Genomic DNA, 22124 nt, shown 5'->3' with positions numbered 1-22124 from the left:
AAACAAAGGAGTGTCACAGGATAGAGTGGTGGACCTTACTGGTATTCCAAAAAGATCATACGTAAATTATGAAAATGGTCAAACTGATATTCCAATTTCAAAATTGCAGAATATTGCAAGTGCTCTAAATGTTTCTGTATCTGAATTGTTGGGTGAGAAAATCAAGGAGAATAAAAACATCTCGATTTTAAAAGAAGAAGGCTTAAAGTATGAACGCACTTCATCGATTACATTGGAAAAGCTTCAACAAGATGTTCGACAGGTGAATGCCAATGTTGTTTCTTTAAACGAAGGCATAACTAAAAGTCTGGAAAGTTTGGCGAACGCAGCGATGCAGGGTCTCAAAAATGATCTAAAATTAATTAGGTGGACAGAGAGTGTGGATAACAAACGAATTTTGAAAGTAGCTGAAGATCTAGAAACTTTCTTAAATGAATACCAGGCAAGAGAGCATTAAAAAAGAGGACTATAAGCCCTCGAAGTATTGATCTAATAATTTTTGTTCATCTGGAGGGTAATTTTTACGGTTCTCCAGGTAAGAGGTAAAATAATCAAGTTGCTCAAAAATATCGAGCTTCTGTAAATAATCGATTTTCATAACAAGGTTACTATTGGTTAATAAGAATCGTAGGGTCTTGTAATACTAACTAATTTTTAAAGTAAACCGTATGAACTCCTTGGGGACGCTTGTCGTTATTATATTGGTTTCTGCTATTGGGATTTATTTTTTACTGAAGTCAGCTAACAATGATTCTTATAAAGAAAAATCTAAGAAGCCGGTTTCGCCCAAAAATATGATAGTTCTAAAAACATTATTTATACCAAGCAATCTCCTAGGAAAGATCATCGAAAATTTACATCAAGAGCAGAAGCGGACAAAGCAGTAAATAGTCTGAGAGGAATTTTGGAGGGTATACTCATGGACCAAAAGGTGACCAAAGGCGAAATAAATGAGCTTAATAAATGGTGTGTACATAATCAGGGTCTTGGTCACATGAATCCTTTTAAAGATTTCTTGCACACCATACAACATCGTATTTTAACCGAATCGGACAAATTAGATACCCTGGAAGATATTTATTGGCTCTCACAACAATACCAGGAGAATAATATTTATTACAATGCTGTTACTTCAGATATGCAAACACTGCAAGGTATTTGCCATGGTATTATATCTGATGGAGTTATAGAAGATCTTGAGGTTATAGAATTGTATGGATGGATTGAAAAGAATAAACACCTTTCGGAAATATATCCATACGCCGAATTATACAAACTTCTTTCTGATATCTTGGATGATGGAGTGATCGATGATGAAGAAATTAAATCTATAAAATCTTTTTTTCAAGAATTTGTAGAGCTTAATGATAAGAAATTGATGTCTACAATAAAAGAAGACACAACGGGCATTTCCTTCAGCAAGATCAATCCTATCGAAATAAAAGAACCGATACATGGGAAATGGGTCTGCATTACTGGAGAACTCAATAAAGGCACTAAGGAAACTTTGTATTCTCGTGTCGAGCGTAATGGTGGAGTTCGAAAAAACAATGTTTCAAATAAATTAAACTATTTAATAATTGGTGGAGCTGGAAGTCCTGCCTGGACGTTTGCATCTTATGGGCGAAAAGTTGAGGATGTTATATCTAGGCAAAAAAAAGGTCATGATATCAAGATAATTAAAGAGAATGATTTTTATGAATATTTGGAAAGAACAGGTTCGTAAGGATTAGTACACAAATTCGGGAAACAAACTCGTACACAGATTTTAAAAATGAAGTTTGAATTTTAAATATTAAATCATTGATAATCAATAAAGGTTAGCGAAAATAGCACAAGGGTCAGGATTCAAAATCCAGTTTTTTCGGAAGTGCGGGTTCGATTCCCGCCTCGAGTACTAGACTTTGAAAACCCCTGCAAACACAGGGGTTTTTTAGTTTTTTTCGCTGCCATTTTCATTATGAAAAAAAGCGATCCAATAAAAGTCGTACACAGAAACGATCACAGTAGCTTAGAAATATTCGTGGCAAAGAAACGATACTCTAAACCAAAATTGTTTACACCCAAAGTAGATGGAAAACCTTCTGTAGCTCCTGGGCAGTACTGGTATGTCTACTTCTGGTGGCGTAAAAATCCTGAAGGTCCTTTCGATTACCAACCTAGATTTAAGAGAAATCTGAACTACCTCAAAACCGTCAAAGAACGGAAAGCTGCAGGGAATTTAATGGCAGAACAATATCACGAAGCTTTAAAGAAAGGCTGGAACCCGGAAACCAAAAGCATTTCAGGTAGTAGTAGGCGAAAGAAAATTGTTTCATTAAAAGATGCTCTACAATATGCCTTCGACATTAAGAAGAAGGGAAAGAGCCAGCCCACCGTGGACGGCTATAAGTTTCACCTGGACCGGTTTAATGAGTGGAGCTCTACAAACGGAATTTCGGGAATGGATGTAAAGCAATTTGGGATCGATCATTTTTATGAGTTTTGGGACTGGCTGCGTTTTGAGTATATCAAAGATGATAAGCAGCCGTTAAGCGGTACTTCTATTAACAACCATAAACGTTCGCTTTCTGCACTTTTCAGCACTATGAAAAATGAGCGGCTCATTAATGATAACTTCATTATTGGGATTCCGCTGGAAGATGAGGATCCGCAAAACAATAAAGCGTTTACTCCGGAAGAATTAGTGAAAGTGATCAAGACGCTGTCCAGCGACGATCCCTATATGATCCCCATTGTACAGCTCATATTTTATGCATTACTGCGGCCAAGGGAAGTTTTACGACTGCGCATCCAAGATCTTAATACTGAAGACTGGTTGCTGGAAGTAAAAACTAAAACTGAAAGCAGGTCCAGAAGAAGAATTATTGAAAAGATTAAACCTGCGATACAGGCTCTGGATATTAAGGGGAAGCCTGGACATTACCATGTATTCACTTATTGGAATGAGCCGGGCGTCTGGGAACCGAAAAAGCTGAAGACCAAAGTAGACACGATGGGGCGTAGGTTTTCTGAAGTGAAAAACAAACTAGGTTTCGGGAGGGAGTACGGTTTGTACAGCATCAGGCATACCGCTATCATGGATCTTTACCAGAGCTATTTAAATGACGGATTAGCCGAGCATGAAATCTATCCGAAATTAATGGGGCATACTGGCCACCGTTCTATTGAAGGGGTGAAAAAATACCTCAGGCAATATAGTTATGCGTTACCTCCAGATCATTCTGACGTTTACTCAATAGATATTTAAATTAGGAAGGATGGAGAAATCATATATAGGCACCCGGTTTAACCGAAGCATTGTAAAGAAACTGGAAATTCCTGAAGGAACCGAAGATCAAATAAAGAAAGCTTTTGAACTGCGTTTTTTGAAGTATCCGGAAGATCTGGAAGATTGTGTTATTTTGGAAAACCAGGATAAACTTACCAGAAGCATCCAATGGAACTACAACGGACCTTATGATCAAGGGGAGAGTGTAGGCTATTTCTATGATCATAATACAAAGTTTAAAACCAATGAGCACTGGAGTAAAAGGATGCAGGATATTCATGCAAAGCCCAGTTAATTAACTTATAGGTTAATTTTTTATATTTGGGTATGGAAGCATTCATGCAATTTAAAAATACCGATATCTGCCTGGACTTTACGTGTTCATGTGGTGAAGCGAATCACTATGATGGTTATTTTGCCTATGAAATTGCCTGCGGAAACTGTAAAAAAATTTACAAGCTTTCAGATAAAATTGAGGTAACAGCATTGAGTCCTGAAGATTCTCAGTTATCTGGTGGTGCTATGGAACCCATTAAATTAGATGAAGAGCAAGTGGTGGCAGAACCCGGAAAAGTTGTAAGTTATCCAGCATTCAAAAATGATATCGTAATTTTTGATCATGATGAGATTACCAAGGGCTGTATAGCTGGAGAGGGAAAGCCTGAAATTATAGAACCTAGCAAAGCGCCAGGTGATTGGATGAAGGTTCGGGATGAACTGGATAGTTTTCTAAAAAACTCCCCCAGGTGTTTTTCCTAAGACCCTAACTGCGCCACAGTTTTTAGATGAATGCCTTCAAAAGTTCCCCGGCAAAGAAGAAAAATTCAAAGCTATTTTACCAGAAATCGCCAGGTATTATTTCCCGAAGGGAACGACTTCGTATAAAGGGATCACTTTGGAATTTTCTGAAAAAATTGGCGGTGATCAATATTATTTTACTCAAAAGAATTAACTATGAAATACAATTTTCAATTAAACATAGATTTTCATGAAGAAATTCCACGAGAAGAAAAAATAAAAGAATTTGCATCACGAAAAATTAGCTGAAGCATTTTATCCTAAATTAGAATTACGTAATATAGAATCCACCATTGTGGGTGATGATTTGATTTTACTTGATGCTCCAAAATTTAGAGCAGAATGTTCTATCCATGCTTTCGATAATAAAGAAATGTGGGAAATATGCTCTCAATTAAAACATATTAAATCTGCATTAGTTGGTACTGACAAGAGAGATATAATACCATTGTTAGAATCAGTCATCTTAAAACTAGATAGCTAATTATGGCGAAATTTAAATATGATGACGGCATCACATTAAATCTTCCTGAAGGTGTTCTTCCTGCTAAGAAGGAATCTTTTTCTCATGTTCTTTTATTTCAAGATGGCAAATTGATCAACCAATACTTTATAAAACAAGACCCTGATTAAGTTCAGGATGACGATAAAAGGTAAATTTACCTCTATAGACTTTACAGGCGTTAATCTGCAAGTCTGGAAGGAAAGTGAATATTCGCGATAAGTAGCTTTCCTTCAACGGCAGAATTAATTATATACTAATAACTCACAGAAGCAACTTCAAGCTCAGTTTCAAAAAGGGAAAGGCTATTTTCTGAATAATCAATCGCTTTTACCAGGTAGAGCTGCCCGTCTACCATGATCTTTTTATATTTCGATATCTGGTATAATTCGGTTTTAGAGAAGGGTCCTTTCAAGGTGATATTTGCGGCGTTCAGCTTAAAAAATATCCATCGCTTGTGGAAGCTTTCAAAGATTCCTCCTTCTCCAGGTATACTTAAATTGGTACCTTCAAAACTAATTACGGTACCAGGATGAAAGGCGGGATCGTAAAGTACTAATCCTACACCATCTCTATCTTCGATCTCCTGTGACATTTCAGAAGTTCGAACCCGCCATGGAATATATTTAAATGCGGTTTCGATCTTTTGAGTGTTCTCATCATTTTCTACATCCTCATGGTTAGCCTGGAATTTTCCCAGGTCTGTATTATTTGCATACTTCAGGAAATAACTTTCAGCTTCTATATTTTTAGGTTGGGCTATATAAAGACTTTTAAATATAGGCACCACTTTCCCGTGTTTTAAATAATCTTCTTCATTGAAATTAATGGCTATACTTTTCTCAATATCATCAATATCAATCTTTAGGTTGAACAGTGTTGCAAATTTATTCAGGTAATCTGCTACATTCCAATCTGGAATATACCGGCTGAAATCTACGGTGGGATGCATGTCATAGAAATCGAGTTCACTAAGATCCTGGTACCAGCCTATTTCAAATTCGGCAGGAATGAATTTATCAAAGCTGTGGTATATGAAGGTATATGTTGGGAACGGCTGATCTTGTTCAGGTTCTTCTACGTTAAAATTTAAAGTTCCTTCTAAGGTGCCACCATAAAGTCGAGAATCATTTGCAATTAAAAACCCAGCCTGTTCTATTTGTACTCCATGAAAGTTATTTCCCTGGATAAACATATCGTAGCGCAATACATGCTCACCGGCATTTACAGGTGTAAATTCTATTTTCTTCACATAGGTTCTGTAGGGAATACCATCTACCACTCCATTTACGAAGTCCTGCTCCCAGGGAACTGAAGTAATGTCCAGTGGCTCACCTGGTGGCTTCCTAGGAATTTTCACCATATTGTCATTCTCTGGAACCATTAGCAACCTTTTGAAGAATGGATGAAACGGAACCGAACCGGTGAGTTTATATCCTAGCGAATCGAAAGCGTATTCTATAGGAGCAAGCCAAAATACATGCGGAGCAATGACATTGTTATTGTGTACGGTAAAATACTTGGAGTTTGAAACAAGGTAATTCTTCGTTAAGCCTTCGAGGTCCCGCCCGTTAATTTGACCACGATAGAAAAAATGTGGATCATCACTTTTGAGATCTGTACCGAATTTATTCTGATACCTAATTTCTGGAAGTTGCCATTTTACTTCAGGATAAATTTTTCTAGATATGAATTCTGCATGATTGACCCAGGCTTGCTGATGTCCATATTCCTGGGAAGCTTCTGATTTATAATTTTCTGGGAATGGTGAACCAATCACACTAAATTTCGGAAAGAAAGAAGCAATCGGTTTATCCATGATCTCATTCACTTCAGAGCCAAACTTTAAATCACACTTCCTGAATCCATTCAATTTCTCCAGTTGTGTAATTACAGCGTTTTGACGAATCGCTCCTATTACCACCAATGATCTAAAATATTTTCGTTTCCCTGCAGAATGAATTTCGAACTCACCCATCGCTTTAAGCGTGTTGCTATTCTCTATAATTCTTAAAGGCCTGGTATTATGCTTCACCTTAATTTCTCCGGAAAAGGAACTGTTTTCTTCGCGAATTTTTGCGTCTTCACGAACGTGATCTAATTCTACTCCGTTGGTAATAATTCTGAATGACTTCATTTATGCTCCTGAGAATTTTTCGGTTACTTTGAATTGGTTGGGATCGATAATTTGAGGGTCTACAGCATCGATAATTTCTACTTCTACCGAAACTTCAGAAAATGCACCATTTACAATCTGGCACGGTAGTAAGTATTCACCATTCCCATCCAGGTCTATAGTAATATCCTCAGAACCCGTATATTTTATGGCTTCATCTGGCAACCCATATTTATACAATACGTATCTGGCACCTCCAAAAACTATCATGTACATGAGTACCGTGAATTTAAATGTTATCTGTCCGCCGGGCTGCCCTCCTGTAAATTTAAAATCAACCTGTTCACTTTGTGATTGTTCGGGATAGTTGATTTTCTCCACTTTTACCTGGAAAGAACTTGTATTGACATTTACCGTTTTGCTACTGGATAAACCGTTTACGTTGTCTGTCGCTGTAATTTTAACCTGGTACGTAGTATCTGCCTGGGCATTGCTTAAACTCAGCGTTGGGTCTTCCAGGCTGGAATCATTAAAAGTTATTGGCGCACCTCCCAAAACTTCCCAAAGTATTGTAGCTGTGTGACCTTCAGCTACATTTACTGTCGCGTCTATCTGCCCGGTACCATTATTAGAATTGTCCAGGGCAATGTATTTGATCGTGTTTACTACAATTTCTGGAGGGAGATCTGTATCTGGAATATCATTTACGTTATAGTTAATGGTAGCCGTATTACTCAATATTACTTCTGTTCCCATTTTAAAATCGATCTCGTCGAGTGGAAGCCCATCTTTTCTCTGGTCTGGTTCGTAGATAAACTTCACAAAATCTGATAGCGGAATACTATATGGCAAAATATCCGGATTATTCGCCACTAGATCTGATAGTTCTTTAATGCCGGCACCGTCTACAAAACTTATTTTTCCATTTACCGGTACTTCCCTAATTTGCAGGACAGTTGCCGGTTGAATAGCGGTGTAGGCCGTTAAAAACGCTGCCTTGCTAATTTCTATAGATTCGTTCTCGTCGCCTGTAGCTACAATATCTATTATTTCCGGTACCATCGCATACGTATTCCTGTTGGTGAAACTTGGAATATTTACCCTGTCGAACCTTAAAGCGTCTCCATATACATATTGGTTGTCTACCTGGTGAATTACTTTCTTGGTGGTACTCTCCACGCGTTCCCAGCTATTTTCCAGTTGCATTCTTACATCTGTGCTCGTGGCGATCGCATGAATTAGTGCTGTTACCGATTTATAGCCATAGCCAGAATACAACTCCAGTTCTTTGGTATCTTCTACATCATACGTTACCCTGGTACCATCTTTTTGCATATACGATTTTGGAGACAGTGTAGAGATATCTTCCTTGCGACCAAACAGGCATGCTGAAAGGTAAAAACCATAATTATTAAGATAGAAGATAGTTTTTGGAGGGTATAATGACTTATCTGTAAATACCAGTTTCTTCTGGATGGCACCTGCAGAAGTACTGAATCTTACGTATATAAATTCCAGACCTGCGATGTTTATATCTTGAAAATTGATTTCGTACTGCGTGAGCTGTAGCGGGAAGTTTTCCAGGGCTTCGGTATAAATTTCTTCATTGAGTTCATTGCGTACAGAAACCGTTAATAGCTCATTGGTGCGCAGGTATAAGGGAAAAATAAAACCGGTATTTCTATCTACGCTAATATTTTCCTGCGGAAGCCCAAGAAACTGAAGTTCCAATTCATCATTAAACTGTACCGGTCTGTGATTTTTCAAAATATAGAATAGCGGTAGTTCAAGACTAGCGACTGGAACCAAAGCTCCTATCTGGTACTCTTCTGCCACTACCTGGACTTTCTTGAATAGACCTTCTTTAGAATGGAATCCAGTGGTATAGGTACACTCGGTATCATTCATAAAATAAGAATGGTACAGATGTTTTAAATTGAATTCGCAAAAACCATTTTCATCTTTACTCCAACCTTGTTCCAGGAACGGCTCTGCTGCATCGTTTATAAAGACTTTTACGCGCACAAAATAATCTGGATCCTGTCGCGCTTGCAATAATATCTCGGTATCATTCCCATCTGCAATGACCCTGTTTTTATCTGGAGACTGTAATAATTCTATCATGAGGTAATTTTACCGTTGTTTTTACTGCTATCTATTTCACCTTTAAGCTCTGCATCTTTTTCAGCTTCATCATATCCCCAATTTACACGGGCATCTATAGGTTCATCCAGCCTTAGCATTAGTTTGAGCAGCATGGCTTTTAGTTCTGGATCTGAAGTTGGCATTTGCTGCCCCATACCGGCGGCTGCAGGATTTTTGTACATTCCACCTTCAAAACCTTTTACTCGCTGCCTGGTATATAAGATCTCATTAATAAGACGTGGATCCAGTTGACGGAATACAGCATTATCTATGATCATCTCGGTACCGTTTTCACCCGTTAGATAATCATTATCCCGGAAGTAAGTTGGTTCGTTTACAATTCTGGTACCGGCATTTCCCATGTTCCTCGCACGGAAACGTTTACCATCTGTCCTGGTTACATCCATGTAGTCTGGATATTTTCCTTTTTCAAATCCAGTAACACCTTTTAGGGTAGTCATTCCAACTTCTGCCAGCTGTAATCCTGTATTTAATTTTACAGAAGCAACATTGGTAAGCATATTTTGAAGGGAAACCATCCAGGTTGGGTTAGGTAAAATTGTTCCAGGAATTACTGCTGGAACTGCAGCGTGGTTAGCCTTAGCGATAGCAATACCTTTTGCTCCGTTATTTATAATTTCGCTAATTGCCAATCCTTTTTCTAAAAGAAATAAAGCCTTGTAGACACCAGATTTTTGACCGGCAAAACTCATTAACATTTGTAAACCTGCCCGCTGTGCATCAGATTTTGCACGTTCTAGCGTCTCTGTTGCTCGAGCAGATTCCCTGGCAAAATGTTGTTCCCTTTTTAGCTGGGCAGCTTTATTCTGTTCATCTTCTTTCGCTCTAATGGCATCATATCTCGCTTCAATCTCTGCTATTTCGGCTTCTTGCTTTTCTTTCAGTATTTTTTTGAGCTCATTCTTTTGAGTTTCCTCGAGTTCCAGACGCTCTATTTCTGCTTCCAGCTTCGCCTCTTCTTCCTCAAATTTCTGTTCAGCTGCTAAAAGATCTTTTTCTTTATCACTTTCTGCATTACTCAGAGCAATCTCATCTTTTAAGGCTTTCTTTCTCGCTTCAAATGCAGCGATTCTCTCCAGTTCTTTTTCTTCATCTTTGTTTTTTGCTTCATCAATCTTAATCTGGTTCTCTTCCTGTATCTGCTTTAAAAATTCCTGACTAGCACCTGCATTCTTAGCTTCCTGAATCTGGCGGTCTCTTTCCAGGATTGCCATTGCCTCATTAGATTTTGCTAACCTATTTTCTCTTTCCCTGTAAAAATCATCTTCAAGTTTTCGAAGATCTTCTGCACGTTTTTCAGCGGCTTTTTTAGCAGCTTCTAATTCGGCCTGGTATTCATCTCCGCTATCTGAATTTCCCGAAACTCCAGATCCATTTTTTTGGCGTTCCTGTTCTTCTTTTTGTTGCTGCTCTGCAAGTTTTCTTCTACGTCTTTCAATTTCGTCGAATCGTGCCCCAATTTTATCCCAGTCTGCATCTTCGCCTGAAAATGCTGTTTTAGTATATTGAACTGTCTGAAAGAAAAATTTTCTTATTGCCGTATCTGCATCTAACAAGCCGTTAAGTAATCCATCTACACCATTGAAAAAGCTGGTTTTAAACTTTATCCAGCTTACTTCGATCTCATTAGTAAATGCAATGTATTTATCAGATTTTAGCGCTCTATCCTGAGCTTCTTCAAGTTCTCTGTTGGCATCGGCAACATTCTTAATTTGTTGTTCTAGTGGTGTTAAAGCCTTTGTTTGTTCTTCATAAGATTTGTTGACTGCCTGGAATATCTTAAGAGCTCCCCCAGCGTCCTCTCCTGCCCCGCGAAAAATATCAGCGGAAAGTTGAGCGTTTTGCTGGACATTAATATTCGTGCGAACAGATTCCTCAGAGATCGCTTTTAAAGCATCCTTGGTAGTCATTTCACCAGAGCGAACTTTTTCTAAAATCTCATCTGTAAACGGAGCTCCAAAGGCATTTACTAATGAATCTCTTGTAGACTTGGTTTGCTCCTTTAAACTGAGATCTGCTTCTTTAAGTGCGTCAGGAAGTTTGTCCTGGTAGATCCCCAGATCAAAACCGGTATTAACGATATTAATAAATTCTTCAGCACTATACCCAGCCTGAGCGAAAAAGGTTGAATATTCTCGAATGCTATCAAAATACTCATCATTAGCAGCACCGCCTTTAATAAGACCCGCTTCAATTTTGTCCATAGCCTCAGAAAATTCTATTTCAAACTCTTTTGAAATGGCTTTAGCTGATTTTAAGGTCTCTTTAAAATCTGTTCCAAAAGTTTCTTCTAAAGCTTTTGCATGAGTTCGAGCTTTATCTGCAGCATCGCCTTGTAGATTGGTTAGGCGCTCGGTAAGTATCGCAGCTTTACGTACATTTTTGTTATAATCATGCCATACTTTAAACATTCCTACAGCAATGGCGATCGCTGCAAGTGTGGCACCTACAGGAGTAGTGACAAAAGCCCATGCTTGAGCGGTAAGTGCTTTCATGTTACTTCGCATCACCACAAGGCCGGCATTCGCCTGTTGAAGATTACCCGCTCGTAAACCTTGAAAAATATCTGATGTTGCAACCATAAGCTGCTCTCCAGCTTCAGAAGAATCCATCATTTCTTCCTTGGTTAATCCCATTTCATCTCGAACATCTTTAAGACGTTTTTGAGTTTCTTTTAATTTAGAATTCCACTGATTCCAGTCTTCTGTTTTCGGTGAGACAGCATTCATTTGAGCATTGAGCGCTCTCTGTCTTTTGGTAAGTTCATTAACACTCAGGGAAGCTAGGCCAATTTCTTTACGGTAATCTTCCTGCTTATCCTTATTCTCATTCATTTGGACCTTTACTTTTTCCAGATCCTTCCTGATTTGATCGTAAGCATCAGATTCCTTCTTACCTTCTGCAATTAATTTTTGTTTTGCTTTTCGCAAATCCTCCTCTTCGTTTTTTAATTTCCTGTAGGAAGATTGAAGGTCTCCAAGAGCTTTCATACTCTTATCACCTCCATTAATCGTCATATTAAGATTTAAATTCTCATCTGTAATTCTCTTACCCATAAAGCTCAATATTTAGGTCTTTACCTAACTGTGCCCGAATTTGTTCAGTGAGGTTATATTTTAACTTGAAAATGATATTGTTGAAATGGCCGTAGATAATGGAGTTATGAATTTTAACAGGCTTCTGCTTTCCGTATCTGGTACGTTTCATATCTATAAAACGCTGTTGTATATGATGTTCATGATGAAGTGTAGCGTCTGTGACCGTATATTTTCTGGAGAACTCAATTAAATCTATCTTCTGGGTGGAAGTTAAATTTGATAAAATTCGATCCTGAGCATTTTTCATATTTTCGGCTTCCTCGTTGAGAACCTTTTCTATAAATGCTTTTTTAATCAGGTTGTCGCCATTACGCGACTGAAGCGTTTCTATGCCATTCATAATACAAGTTTAGGAACGCGGATGCGCTCCTAAAAGGACACACTAGAAGGTTAAGTGAAGACATAAAAAAAACCGCACTTTGGCGGTTCTTAGGAATGTTGAAGATTTTATCCAGTATAGAAAATGGTGAGATCCAATCCTTCGTTTTTATCGTATGAAAATAATGCCGGATGTTTATGTTTAGAATCTGTGTAAGTTCTTCCGCTCCAATAACCTTCTTTGATATCAATTGTATCCTGCTTATCAAACATACCGGCTCCATTATCATCAATACCATAATGATTGTAAAATTGGTTGACGATATCCTTCAGATTTTTCACCGAATTAATTTTTCTTTTATGAAAGATGAAGTTTTTATTTGGTATGCCTTCAAAATCTTTTAATACCATTTCATCGAAATACCAGAAATATAGTTCATCGGTTTTTTTAAAGTAATTTTTTAATTTCTGGTTAGATGAATTTGTTTCTTCATCTTCCAATAAAAAAGTACTGTCTGGAATGCTTGGCGCTTCCATTAATAGTTCCTGATAACCTTTGTTTATTTTAGATTTTCGGTTGAATATTCCCATAGTACAGTATTAATTGAATTACTAATATATAATAAAAAACGTCCCCGAAGGGACGTATGACAGACGTTCGTGGGGAAGTAGGACCCGGTGAACGAATCTGTATGTTGGTATTAAGGTGTATTATTTTCATTGTTTTTTGAATCGATTTTTATTCTCTTGTCTCTCGAGTTTTCTTCTTTCAGCTCTGGTTGGTTCTGTATTTTCATATCTATAAAACTCATGAACTTTAAAAGAATCTTCATTTATTTTATTAGGTCCCATATTATTTTGTCTTTAAATCGAAATGCATCATATACCCATAAAAGCCTTTGTAGTTACTAACGGGATCTGCATCAAAAGTTCTAAAATCTATATCCTTAAAAAGGCAATCACCCTGAAACTTTTCGCTTTGTTCAAACAACCACTTTTCGAACCGGAGCACGTGTGCTGCAGTATCATTATAAAGCTTGCGGTATGCATCATACCCCTCGTTAATGTCATGTTTGTACATTAAGAAGAAAATCATTTTATTCTTATGCTTAAACTCATCCAGGTTCTTAAAGTCTAAACCAAAAGACGGTAAAACTCCAAAAAGAACTAATTCATCGCCAGGCATATCCCTGGTGAAGATCGCAACATCTTCATCTGTTACTAAAGTGATGTTATGTTTAATTTCAGGATTATCGGCTTTTGCCATTTCCTGGATCCTGCTAAGTTTTGCTTCTGTGATCATCTTTTTTCTTTAATTCTTCTGCTTTTTCATGCAACTGCACCATGCGCACGAGTACATCGTACACATTTACTTTTCCAGTGTCTTCTGCATTCCCGAAAACATTACTTTCTGCGAGGTCCCAAATGACACCCACAGGTCCCACGCCTTTTGCTTTTTTCTTAGAAGGTTTGAAAAGCTGGGCAATGTTTACCTCAATTCCGCCTTTTAATGTAAGTGCATCTGCAGTGGTAATGAATTTGTGGCAGCTGGAGAAAAACATAAAAACTCCAAATTTCACTTCTGGTGGTAATTTGCTTACCAGCTGGATTCTTTCTTCTAAATCTTCCGAAGAAAATTTTGGGCGTTTATTCTTGCGTGCCGGCCTGTACAATACGGCTACCATTTCATCAAGGCATGTCTGATCATTTGTATTACAAAAATCGATCATCGCATTCTGGCAGTGTACAAATACTTCTTCATAGCTGCAATTAGCCAGGGCAGCATCGGGTCCCAATAAAACAGTCTTATCTATGATGATTTCTGGAAGGGGATTCTTCACAAAATTAAGATCTACAATTTTCCGGATCTCTTTTTTATTCTTGCTTTCCTGATCTACAAAATAGGGGCGTACCAACTCACGAAGGCGAGTGATGTTTTCTACTGATTTTGGAGATTCGCTGGCATGAACCATATCCATTACAAAATAGACAAACAATGTTTCCAGGGTTTTCATATCCATACGACCTTGCTGGCGATTAAGCTCCAGGAATGAAAAATAGCGATACTGTGCATCGCTCATCTCTGCAATACCTTCAGGAAATTCTTTGGTTATTTTACCGAATTGAATGCTGTGCATGTTATTTCTTTTCATTTAAAGAAAATCCAGAATCTACCCAGCTTTGATCCTGGATAAGCCTGTACGTTCTAACCACTGCAAAATTTGTTACTTTAAAATACTCGTAGTTGAGACCGTAATCTTCTGCAGAGAGTTTTGATAAAACACTTTTCTCTAATAACTCCGGACTTACGTCCCTGGCATTCGTTGTATAAACAACTTCTGCAATGGCACTCATCGCAATGTTTTGAAGGGTCATTTCTGGCCTGTATAGTGTTTGGTATAGCTTCTCGATATCTCTTATAGAATAACCAATCGAACTGTTAAGTGTGATGGTTTTAAGATCTTTAGAAGTAAGTGTTTGCATGGGCAATTCTCTTACACGAAGGCGGATCTCCTGGACATAAACACTATCAAAATAGGGTAGTTTAAAGTGAATGCCTTTATCTAGTTTTTTGATCTTTTTACCGTTACGAACCCGAATGCCGGCTTCCCATGGTTGCACGATCACCCATATCTTGAGTGCATTAAAAATGTATTCTATAAATTGTTGAATCTGTCCCATTTACTTATTCCATTTCCCGCCTAAGGCCATACATAAAAAGCAAAAGCCAATACATAAGCAGATCCAAAAAACAGATAATGAATCTATATATGGCATCATGCGCTAATTAATTTTATAGTTTCTGGGCAAACGGTAAGCTTAAGCAATTTTAAATCTTTGCGGAATTTATCTTTTACCAGCAGTACTTTCTGCGTTTCTGGTAAAATCCTGATCTTCTTGTCTCTATTCAGAAAATCATTGATATCGCGCTGCAGGATTCTTTTTTGAAATAGCTCCAGAGCTTCTGGTCCCTGCATATTCTTAAGTGCCTCCTCATAGTATTTTTCTTCTCGCCTTTCCTTTCGGGCCTGCGGGGTTAAACTGTAAAAGAATGCTTTAATGGCTTGAAAAATTAGTTTTAGTTTGTTCATAAGATGTTAGAATTTGATTTGTTACTTGTATTCCTGGTTTTTGATATTTACTTAGTGTTTCGCAAATAGTATGGATTGCATAAACTGGTTGACCCAAAACATTTACTCCAATTTGATATTCAGCATGTCTTACTGGATTTTTCCTTAATGCACGAAATCTCCTCTTTCTTTTTAAAGCTTTCCTGAGTGCGAGCTTCAGCATTAAATTGTGAAGTTTTCCTCTCTGCTTTTCACTGTAATATTTCATAGATTTACATGTTTCTTTCCATCCTTTATTCCGTAGAGCTGGTCTGTTTCGTACTCTACTTCATTCTGCCCCGCAAAGATCTGCTCGAGAAGCTTTTCAAAATCCTCGGCCATTCCCTTGAATTTAGCAGACCGGCTTTCCCTTAGCGCTTCCAAGTCTTCAGTTTTCATTTTCACATTGTACTTGAAAGGCAGCATCTCATCTGGCAGTAAAGTCAACGCTCGTGACATTGCATGAAAACCAACGATCTTGCGACAGTATAGAATAAGCTGGCCATCTGGTGTAAAAGTGCCTGCATTTAGATCAATCTTTAGCTCCTCGATCTTATCTACTCCCAGGATAGGGATAAGCGTCTCTGCTTCGATATCGCTCATAAAAGGCACCATACGATAGTACAATTGCCCGCTATTTTCTATAGGGTAGATCTTCTGGAACTGGTTTGTTCTGGTAATAAATAAACCCTGAGCGGTTTTATATTCTTCGCTGGCGATCCATTCTGCCAGCTCCATTTCATCTAATGCCTGAATTAAAGCGTCCAGGGCGCGGTAGCTTCTACGCTCGGTATTTACTTCATCCTTCTTCAGCATCCAGTCCCAAGCCATCTTGGAATTATTTGGCATTTGCACATTTCTACCGGAGGTAGTATGCATTACATCTGCATTAGGAGCATACTGCAAGTAAGCTTGTAATAAGATGTACAGCTGCGCAGTTTTTAATGCTACCTTCATGATTTCAGCATTCTCTCCAGTTTGTTCGCTCTGGTAGAATTCTTCTATCTTATCGTACACCGGCTTACTTATAAAATCTATAAGTAATGGCGTTTGCAGCTCGATATCTGAAACTAGATTTTTGTATTTGAGATCTCTATTAATGAAGCCTAAAAGCTCCTTAATTTCTTCCTGTCCCTGGTCTGCTTTATTAAAAAGTAGTTTCATTCGGCTTTTTTAGGTTTAATGGCAGATTGGTTTTTTGTTCGGCTAGATTCTGAAGTGTCCTGTTCTCTTTGTGCTGAAATCTGGTAGAATCCAAGTTTGATGTCGGTTTTAAAATATGCCTTGATCACATCGTTAAAGACCTTGCAGATAAAAAGCTCTGCGACAGGTATTCCAGTTAACTGGTGGATCTGGTAAGCGTAAAGCTGTTCAGAGCCTGAATCGGACTTTCCGTCTGCACCAACATTAGCAAGGGAAGCATGAAGCGATAGACCGGCCTGTACGGCAAAATCGGACTTATCTGCTACCTTGATCTGGGCTTCTACATATTCTTTTACTTCCTGCTTAATAGGTGTGATTTTCCAGCCTTCTTCAACTGGGGTATTACCTATCATTGTGGTTACGGTTTTGTTGTGCCAGAACTTGCCCACGTTATCGATTCCGGAAAGTACCTGAGATAAGCTATCAAAGATTTGCTCTTCTAGATCCTCTAGCATTTTGGGGCTATAAGTAAGTCCCTGAGTGTTTTTACACTTATTTTTTAATTCCTGTTCCTTATCAGACCAGAATTTCTGAGGTGACGTTATATGAAAGCGAATATTTAGAGAGTTATTTGTAAAAGCTTCAATAATACGTGGAGCTGCAGTAGATCTCTTTATCCAGTTGAGAGTTCCATATGCTTTTGGTAACGCATAATCTTCCATTCCAAAACTTTTGGAGTTTGTGTAATGAATAGATATTGGATATTTAGTGGGGTTCTTACGATCCCAAAGTGGATATACTTCAAAGTCTGCCTGGTTAGAGGAATTCTTCCAGTCTCCCACCACCACATGCGTGGGTTTCTTAGATCTCGCTCCTTTTCTATAAGCCAGTCTGCATCTCTTGGAAGTCATTTCTTCCAGTACCGGCGCCATCTTATTCATTCCAAGCCTGGAGCCTCTAAGATTACGAATCTTCGTAAACACGTTATCTATGTAATAATATTCCACAGACCGTTGAAAGGAAAGTATCTCTACATCGATATCATCCAGCCATTGGGTAATTGCCGCATCTTCTATTGGATCTCGGGTTGCCTGGCTTCCGTCCGGCTTGAACCTGTACAGGTAAGGCCCCTGACCAAAGGCTAAGTTAGACTTACGATCAAGTATTGTAGGAGCAAGGTGATTAGGGAATATAGTTTCTTGGACTTCATCTGGTATATCATTGTTGGTGCCGAAGGGTATTACTTGGTAGTCTCCCAATCTTAATGGGTTCTCATTCCACCGGCTGAATTCTTCCTTAGAATTGGATGCGTTAGATCCAGTTGCCTCTCGGCCTGCTATCTCGAAGTAATGAGCCTTGCCATCTGCTACACCTAAATATTCTTTTCCTGAAGGTAATCTGTGTCCCATCTTATTTCAATTTGACTTCTATCCCATTCACCTCCATTAGCAAAGGGATGTAACAACTCCTGTTTACATGATTATCATTGTCTCTTAGCTGAAGTTTGTACTTCGCATTGCGATCATCTTTGGTTGATGCCATGGGCCGAAGGCTTGCGTTAACGATGCGCTTCTTGCCACCTCCAAGCTTAGCATAGTAGATACTGAATGGCTTACTAAGCTTAGAGCAATTCCTCATTAGCGTAATAGCCTCTTCAAGTGTGTAGGTAGTTGTATTCATTGTCTCAATATTACCGAAGCGAAAGCGGCAGCAAAAGGACACCCAATCATATCTCTAAAAAAGGTAACAAAGTGTAATTACGTTTAGAGGTCTGAGCGTGGCGGGCAGAACTGTGAGACGAATTGAAAATTAAAAATAGGGCATAGGGTCGATTCGCTGATTTTCAGCTATTTAACCATTTGCCTCAGGGAAATAGTTGCGAAAACTTGAACTTTTCAAGGGAAAACTTGTTAGTGTGCACCTGGCATTCCGGTGAATCTTACCGTGTTACCACCTATTTTTTCCAAAAACTTCGGCCTGCACATGAAATACTTGAAGGCATCACTCATGTTGGTAGACTTCATTGGAAGGTCTTTTTCCGGCAGTTTTTCTGAACTTTTATTTTTGTGAACTGTCTTAGATCCAGTTTTTGAGGTTTTAATAATTTTCTCTGCCAGCTCCATCGATGATTTTAAACATTTACAGGTATTCCCATCAATTAGTAACTCTGGAAGGTCTGGATTCGACCTGGTCATAAATGCTAAAGCAAGTTCATATTCCTGCCAGTGGTAAATCGTTTCCTGATTTTCGTTCATAATCGTAACTGTCCAGCCGGTAGAATTTCCAAACTCATCATATTCAATCGCTTTCTTAAACTTACTGGCGTGATCTTCTCCCTGTTTTTTATAAGCGAAGGCTGCACGATCTGGCCACAACTCCAAATGCTTTTCTTTATGATGCCTGTAAAAATCACGAAATTGTTTTCCGAGTTCAATCAAGAAGTCTGTTCCAACGGTATAAAATTCTTTTAAAGCTCTAATCTTATTTCCCTGTTCCTGTCCTGTTACAAGCGAACACATTCCTCCTGTATCCATTCCAGCTTCAATGGGTGCACGGTGATCGATGTATTTTAAATCTAAGGAACTTTCCTGGTATTCTTGCGTCCAGTCGGTGTCGTTATCCAGTTTGCTGTAGTCCCAGCCGTCTTTATTAAATAAATTCTCGGACAAAGCCGGGTAGAACATTTTAGATTTTTCCATTTTGGGTTGAATGGAAAATATAGCAGAACATAATTCTGAAAAATCAAGCTCATCAAACTGTTCTAACAAATATTCAAATCCTAAGAAATCGAGGTTTACTAAACTGGATGCGATATAAAAGAAGGTGCTGTTTTTTCGCTGGGAGATCCAGCGATCTTCCCAACGCTTAAACTTTCGTTTTGCTTTTTCAATCTTGGAACGATTTCCTTCCTGCTCTGCATGGAAAACTTCAGCGCGTATTTCGTTCAGAATAAAAGCGGCATAAATAATTCGCTTTATTTGAGCCTTATCCATGTTCTTTTCCATGTCCAGGATCCAGTCATGTTCACCGTGATTCACATTAGGCATATCGGTAGTGAAGGTGACACCACCATAATAAACCGATTTTCTAAACTTTAACTCACCACCACGTTTCGCAGGAGTAAGCTTACTTATTTTCTTTTTAGATTGATACTTTACTTCATCCCCAACAATATGCTGATAGGAGTCCCCGGCACCCCCCGAAGGGCGGTCCTGGCTTATCATCTTATAGTGTGTTCCCAGAAAATCTGTAATACTATGTTTATATTCTATAGGAGCTTTGTACGGTTTCCCAAAGGTTTTTGGAGGTCTTTTGTTTACCACGTAGTGATGATCTTCATGCCAGCCGTGAATCTTCCAACCGTCCATAAGCGACGGAACCACATTCTTGCGAAGGTTCATAAAAGTATCCCCGGAAATAGCCATATAACAGCCGGGCATATCATAACTAACATCCTGAATCCTGGGGGCGAGAATACCCGTGGTTTTTCCCATCGCACGAGCGGCGATGATAGCGGCATTTTTAGGACCTACCATAAGCACCAGCTGCTGGAGCCAGTTCATGTAAGCTACAGATACCTGGTCATTCTCCGCTGTGATCGTCCTCTTCGCCATCGTAATCGAATATTTGTCTTGGTTCTGAACCTAAATCCTGCTTAAGCCTGAATTTTTCTGTTTCGGCTATTTGAAGCTTATCCAGCCAGTTTCCTACTTCGTTACGATTCATATCATCGGGCAGCCCAATATCTGAAGGTTTAAGAGAGAAGAAGCGGTTTGGTTTAATGAAGAATTCTTCCGGTAGCGTTTCTTTATCGGGCTTATCCAGTTCAATAAGCTTTCCGGCTTCTTTAAGTATATCACTGGCAATCTTCATTTCAGCATGCGTTTTGGCAGTGGTTTTAGTCACCTTGTACATTTGCATTTGCTGTTCATAATGAATACGCCTGTAGAAATCTTTTTTTATTTCTTCATTCAAATAGAAGTAAACCCGGGCATCATCAATGCGGGTTCTGCATTGCTTGATGCTTAGATCTGGATAATGTAATTGTAACTTTCGAGTGATCTTCCTGGGATTAATATCGCCAGCATAAAAGAACCCACGAATTAATTCCAGTTGCTTTAAGTAGATGAGCATTTCTTCGGGCAGCTTATCGGTACCACCTTCAATCCATTCTTCTAAAAGGCTAAAATGATCACCTTCCTCGATTTTATCGAGTTCCTCAATTGTTTCAATGATCTGTTCCATTTTTTTAGTCAAGCTCGAAAATGTCTCTTTTGGCAGCCTCAAATTCGGCTACTCGGGATTGGTTATCGTGAATTTGTACCGCTGTCACGTTGCCAGTTTCCATCTGTACCTTAAGACTGTCTGCTTTGATTTCATCCAATTCTAACCTGCCACGTTCATAAGCTTCACGTATGGCAGAATCTTCTTCGCGCCAAATGCGCATAAAGTCTTTAATGGGAATAGAAAGCCTGCGGGCGATCATGTTGGGGGCCATATTACCGCCTGCAAGCTTCTCAATATGAATAAGCGTCTGCTCATCAAGAGCTGCTATTATTTCAGCATTAGATGGCATTATTTTTTAGATTTCAGAAGTTCTGAAACATAATCACGCTGCCACGCATAGTCTGCAGCCTTTTCAGTATATTCTGCTTTCTTTTCTACGTCTTCAGCCTTTTCAGCTTTAGATTCATTCCTGGAAACGTTGGTGCGTAGTGCCTGGTATCTTTTTCTAAGCTCTTCACCGTCCAGTTTCTCCAGCTCGGCCTTGATCTCAGCTTCTCTAAAAATTGGATGTTCGCCGAGCAGCGTTCCGTTTTTGTGAAAATGCTCCAGCTCATCATAAGCCTGTTTGTTTTCGATAAAATTATCTACGATTTCCTGAGCCAGAATCTTTTCTTCCTCTTCGCTCATACTCGCCCATAACTTCTCACGGCCTTCTTTATAGGCATCGTAAGCGCTTATAAGATCGTTTACCAGCACTTTTAATACATCTGGGCAGTCTTTCTTTTTAATGAAAGGAAATTGCTCTCTAAGCTTGATAGATTTTTTTACGTTGATGGGAACTTCCTTGGCTTCTTCAGCAATTAACTGTGCACGTTCTTCCTGGATAAAAGCAATAAGTGAAGGTTTATCGCGGCCCTCTGCTTTTCTGTCTTTAGCTTCGGCAATATCTGCAGCCAATGATTGGATATCTGGCCACTCTGCAGTATCTGCGGAAAAGGTCATCACGCGTGCTGCCAGGGAAACTACTCCGGAACTGCCAGCTCCTAAAATTACAACACCTCTTTCTGGAGTCTCTTCTTTTTTAACTACCGGGCTTTGCAGTAAAGCGTTCATTTTTCGCTGGTCTATTCCTGCAGCTCTGCATAGTTGATAAATCGCTCGTTCCAGGTTTGCCGGTGTACTGGTCATCCCGTTAAGCTGGTGATGAAAAGATCTGGATCTGTTAGGGAGCGTGTTGTAAATTTTACGTGCGCCGCTTAAAGTACGGTCGTGCTTGATAAAATCTACAACTTCATTTTGTTGTGAAGTCATGGTTCCAAAGTTTAATTATTGATTTTATCAAACTTAGGAACAGGTAACAAGGGGTAAAAGGACA

At 38.8% G+C, this 22124-nt stretch carries 25 protein-coding genes; 7 read left to right on the top strand and 18 right to left on the bottom strand.

Annotated features, from left to right (window positions below):
- The coding region (locus tag JM79_RS16075) for a helix-turn-helix transcriptional regulator (RefSeq protein ID WP_141879133.1) at window positions 1-457 on the top strand (457 nt) is incomplete at its 5' end.
- A gap of 9 nt (window positions 458-466) precedes the next feature.
- On the opposite strand, the gene JM79_RS16285 is transcribed toward JM79_RS16075, so the two are convergent.
- Entirely contained in the window at window positions 467-598 is a 132-nt protein-coding gene (locus JM79_RS16285; protein ID WP_260443469.1) for a hypothetical protein, read from the bottom strand.
- Window positions 599-904: 306 nt separating this feature from the next.
- On the opposite strand from JM79_RS16285, the gene JM79_RS16070 reads away from it, so the two are divergent.
- From JM79_RS16070 to JM79_RS16185, 6 genes are all read left to right on the top strand, one after another.
- Complete coding sequence (locus JM79_RS16070) at window positions 905-1726, top strand: BRCT domain-containing protein (protein ID WP_141879132.1); 822 nt, start codon at window positions 905-907, stop codon at window positions 1724-1726.
- Window positions 1727-1960: 234 nt separating this feature from the next.
- Complete coding sequence (locus JM79_RS16065; protein ID WP_141876210.1) at window positions 1961-3250, top strand: site-specific integrase; 1290 nt, start codon at window positions 1961-1963, stop codon at window positions 3248-3250.
- A gap of 10 nt (window positions 3251-3260) precedes the next feature.
- Window positions 3261-3566: a hypothetical protein gene (locus JM79_RS16060; RefSeq protein WP_141876209.1), complete on the top strand. Its 306-nt coding sequence runs from the start codon at window positions 3261-3263 to the stop codon at window positions 3564-3566.
- A gap of 32 nt (window positions 3567-3598) precedes the next feature.
- Window positions 3599-4030: a hypothetical protein gene (locus tag JM79_RS16055; RefSeq protein WP_141879131.1), complete on the top strand. Its 432-nt coding sequence runs from the start codon at window positions 3599-3601 to the stop codon at window positions 4028-4030.
- A gap of 265 nt (window positions 4031-4295) precedes the next feature.
- Window positions 4296-4553, top strand: coding sequence for a hypothetical protein (locus JM79_RS16050; RefSeq protein ID WP_141879130.1), 258 nt, complete (start codon window positions 4296-4298; stop codon window positions 4551-4553).
- 2 nt (window positions 4554-4555) lie between these two features.
- Window positions 4556-4702 (top strand): hypothetical protein, encoded by a 147-nt coding sequence (locus JM79_RS16185; protein WP_185739436.1) that lies wholly within the window; start codon window positions 4556-4558, stop codon window positions 4700-4702.
- A 125-nt stretch (window positions 4703-4827) separates the two neighbouring features.
- On the opposite strand, the gene JM79_RS16045 is transcribed toward JM79_RS16185, so the two are convergent.
- The 17 genes from JM79_RS16045 to JM79_RS15965 all read right to left on the bottom strand — a co-directional run bounded on the left by JM79_RS16045 (window position 4828) and on the right by JM79_RS15965 (window position 22060).
- Window positions 4828-6708, bottom strand: a complete 1881-nt coding sequence (locus JM79_RS16045; protein ID WP_141876205.1) for a hypothetical protein — start codon at window positions 6706-6708, stop codon at window positions 4828-4830.
- A complete protein-coding gene (locus JM79_RS16040; RefSeq protein WP_141876204.1) occupies window positions 6709-8811 on the bottom strand; it encodes a hypothetical protein in 2103 nt (700 codons plus the stop codon). It lies immediately after the preceding gene.
- Window positions 8808-11909, bottom strand: a complete 3102-nt coding sequence (locus JM79_RS16035; RefSeq protein ID WP_141879129.1) for a hypothetical protein — start codon at window positions 11907-11909, stop codon at window positions 8808-8810. Before JM79_RS16035 ends, JM79_RS16040 begins: the two co-directional genes overlap by 4 nt.
- A complete protein-coding gene (locus JM79_RS16030; protein WP_141879128.1) occupies window positions 11902-12291 on the bottom strand; it encodes a hypothetical protein in 390 nt (129 codons plus the stop codon). The genes JM79_RS16035 and JM79_RS16030 overlap by 8 nt, the downstream gene beginning before the upstream one ends.
- Window positions 12292-12398: 107 nt before the next feature.
- Window positions 12399-12860, bottom strand: coding sequence for a hypothetical protein (locus JM79_RS16025; protein ID WP_141879127.1), 462 nt, complete (start codon window positions 12858-12860; stop codon window positions 12399-12401).
- 262 nt (window positions 12861-13122) lie between these two features.
- Window positions 13123-13572 (bottom strand): hypothetical protein, encoded by a 450-nt coding sequence (locus JM79_RS16020; RefSeq protein WP_141879126.1) that lies wholly within the window; start codon window positions 13570-13572, stop codon window positions 13123-13125.
- The gene (locus tag JM79_RS16015; protein WP_141879125.1) at window positions 13550-14407 is read right to left on the bottom strand and encodes a hypothetical protein; all 858 of its coding nucleotides are present in this window, start codon (window positions 14405-14407) and stop codon (window positions 13550-13552) included. Before JM79_RS16015 ends, JM79_RS16020 begins: the two co-directional genes overlap by 23 nt.
- A gap of 1 nt (window position 14408) precedes the next feature.
- Window positions 14409-14951: an SPFH domain-containing protein gene (locus JM79_RS16010; RefSeq protein ID WP_141879124.1), complete on the bottom strand. Its 543-nt coding sequence runs from the start codon at window positions 14949-14951 to the stop codon at window positions 14409-14411.
- Between the two features lie 95 nt (window positions 14952-15046).
- Window positions 15047-15361 carry a hypothetical protein gene (locus JM79_RS16005; RefSeq protein WP_141879123.1) on the bottom strand — a complete coding sequence of 105 codons (315 nt, stop codon included), beginning with the start codon at window positions 15359-15361 and terminating at the stop codon, window positions 15047-15049.
- Window positions 15327-15608 (bottom strand): hypothetical protein, encoded by a 282-nt coding sequence (locus JM79_RS16000; protein ID WP_141879122.1) that lies wholly within the window; start codon window positions 15606-15608, stop codon window positions 15327-15329. The genes JM79_RS16005 and JM79_RS16000 overlap by 35 nt, the downstream gene beginning before the upstream one ends.
- A complete protein-coding gene (locus JM79_RS15995; RefSeq protein ID WP_141879121.1) occupies window positions 15605-16543 on the bottom strand; it encodes a DUF6712 family protein in 939 nt (312 codons plus the stop codon). The genes JM79_RS16000 and JM79_RS15995 overlap by 4 nt, the downstream gene beginning before the upstream one ends.
- Window positions 16540-17931: a hypothetical protein gene (locus JM79_RS15990; RefSeq protein WP_141879120.1), complete on the bottom strand. Its 1392-nt coding sequence runs from the start codon at window positions 17929-17931 to the stop codon at window positions 16540-16542. The genes JM79_RS15995 and JM79_RS15990 overlap by 4 nt, the downstream gene beginning before the upstream one ends.
- A gap of 1 nt (window position 17932) precedes the next feature.
- A complete protein-coding gene (locus JM79_RS15985; protein ID WP_141879119.1) occupies window positions 17933-18202 on the bottom strand; it encodes a hypothetical protein in 270 nt (89 codons plus the stop codon).
- Between the two features lie 230 nt (window positions 18203-18432).
- On the bottom strand, window positions 18433-20136 hold the full coding sequence (locus JM79_RS15980; protein ID WP_141879118.1) for a hypothetical protein: 1704 nt from the start codon (window positions 20134-20136) through the stop codon (window positions 18433-18435).
- Window positions 20105-20767, bottom strand: a complete 663-nt coding sequence (locus tag JM79_RS15975) for a hypothetical protein (protein WP_141879117.1) — start codon at window positions 20765-20767, stop codon at window positions 20105-20107. Before JM79_RS15975 ends, JM79_RS15980 begins: the two co-directional genes overlap by 32 nt.
- Window positions 20768-20771: 4 nt before the next feature.
- Window positions 20772-21098, bottom strand: coding sequence for a hypothetical protein (locus JM79_RS15970; protein ID WP_141879116.1), 327 nt, complete (start codon window positions 21096-21098; stop codon window positions 20772-20774).
- Entirely contained in the window at window positions 21098-22060 is a 963-nt protein-coding gene (locus tag JM79_RS15965) for a hypothetical protein (RefSeq protein WP_141879115.1), read from the bottom strand. Before JM79_RS15965 ends, JM79_RS15970 begins: the two co-directional genes overlap by 1 nt.
- Between the last annotated feature and the right edge of the window lie 64 nt (window positions 22061-22124).

The organism is Gramella sp. Hel_I_59 (assembly GCF_006714895.1).
In the GTDB taxonomy this organism is placed as follows: domain Bacteria; phylum Bacteroidota; class Bacteroidia; order Flavobacteriales; family Flavobacteriaceae; genus Christiangramia.
Note: the sequence above shows the minus strand (reverse complement) of the source record. Positions and strands in the feature narration are given on the sequence as shown.

What these genes read in the sequence shown, in the direction of transcription:
- JM79_RS15995 (WP_141879121.1), bottom strand. Translation starts at nt 16,543, where the DNA reads ATGAAACTACTTTTTAATAAAGCAGACCAGGGACAGGAAGAAATTAAG.
- JM79_RS16055 (WP_141879131.1), top strand. Translation starts at nt 3,599, where the DNA reads ATGGAAGCATTCATGCAATTTAAAAATACCGATATCTGCCTGGACTTT.
- JM79_RS16045 (WP_141876205.1), bottom strand. Translation starts at nt 6,708, where the DNA reads ATGAAGTCATTCAGAATTATTACCAACGGAGTAGAATTAGATCACGTT.
- JM79_RS16040 (WP_141876204.1), bottom strand. Translation starts at nt 8,811, where the DNA reads ATGATAGAATTATTACAGTCTCCAGATAAAAACAGGGTCATTGCAGAT.
- JM79_RS16060 (WP_141876209.1), top strand. Translation starts at nt 3,261, where the DNA reads ATGGAGAAATCATATATAGGCACCCGGTTTAACCGAAGCATTGTAAAG.
- JM79_RS15965 (WP_141879115.1), bottom strand. Translation starts at nt 22,060, where the DNA reads ATGACTTCACAACAAAATGAAGTTGTAGATTTTATCAAGCACGACCGT.
- JM79_RS16015 (WP_141879125.1), bottom strand. Translation starts at nt 14,407, where the DNA reads ATGCACAGCATTCAATTCGGTAAAATAACCAAAGAATTTCCTGAAGGT.
- JM79_RS16005 (WP_141879123.1), bottom strand. Translation starts at nt 15,361, where the DNA reads ATGAACAAACTAAAACTAATTTTTCAAGCCATTAAAGCATTCTTTTAC.
- JM79_RS15975 (WP_141879117.1), bottom strand. Translation starts at nt 20,767, where the DNA reads ATGGAACAGATCATTGAAACAATTGAGGAACTCGATAAAATCGAGGAA.
- JM79_RS15990 (WP_141879120.1), bottom strand. Translation starts at nt 17,931, where the DNA reads ATGGGACACAGATTACCTTCAGGAAAAGAATATTTAGGTGTAGCAGAT.
- JM79_RS16035 (WP_141879129.1), bottom strand. Translation starts at nt 11,909, where the DNA reads ATGGGTAAGAGAATTACAGATGAGAATTTAAATCTTAATATGACGATT.
- JM79_RS16285 (WP_260443469.1), bottom strand. Translation starts at nt 598, where the DNA reads ATGAAAATCGATTATTTACAGAAGCTCGATATTTTTGAGCAACTTGAT.
- JM79_RS16065 (WP_141876210.1), top strand. Translation starts at nt 1,961, where the DNA reads ATGAAAAAAAGCGATCCAATAAAAGTCGTACACAGAAACGATCACAGT.
- JM79_RS16030 (WP_141879128.1), bottom strand. Translation starts at nt 12,291, where the DNA reads ATGAATGGCATAGAAACGCTTCAGTCGCGTAATGGCGACAACCTGATT.
- JM79_RS16185 (WP_185739436.1), top strand. Translation starts at nt 4,556, where the DNA reads ATGGCGAAATTTAAATATGATGACGGCATCACATTAAATCTTCCTGAA.
- JM79_RS15985 (WP_141879119.1), bottom strand. Translation starts at nt 18,202, where the DNA reads ATGAATACAACTACCTACACACTTGAAGAGGCTATTACGCTAATGAGG.
- JM79_RS15970 (WP_141879116.1), bottom strand. Translation starts at nt 21,098, where the DNA reads ATGCCATCTAATGCTGAAATAATAGCAGCTCTTGATGAGCAGACGCTT.
- JM79_RS15980 (WP_141879118.1), bottom strand. Translation starts at nt 20,136, where the DNA reads ATGGCGAAGAGGACGATCACAGCGGAGAATGACCAGGTATCTGTAGCT.
- JM79_RS16025 (WP_141879127.1), bottom strand. Translation starts at nt 12,860, where the DNA reads ATGGGAATATTCAACCGAAAATCTAAAATAAACAAAGGTTATCAGGAA.
- JM79_RS16020 (WP_141879126.1), bottom strand. Translation starts at nt 13,572, where the DNA reads ATGATCACAGAAGCAAAACTTAGCAGGATCCAGGAAATGGCAAAAGCC.
- JM79_RS16000 (WP_141879122.1), bottom strand. Translation starts at nt 15,608, where the DNA reads ATGAAATATTACAGTGAAAAGCAGAGAGGAAAACTTCACAATTTAATG.
- JM79_RS16010 (WP_141879124.1), bottom strand. Translation starts at nt 14,951, where the DNA reads ATGGGACAGATTCAACAATTTATAGAATACATTTTTAATGCACTCAAG.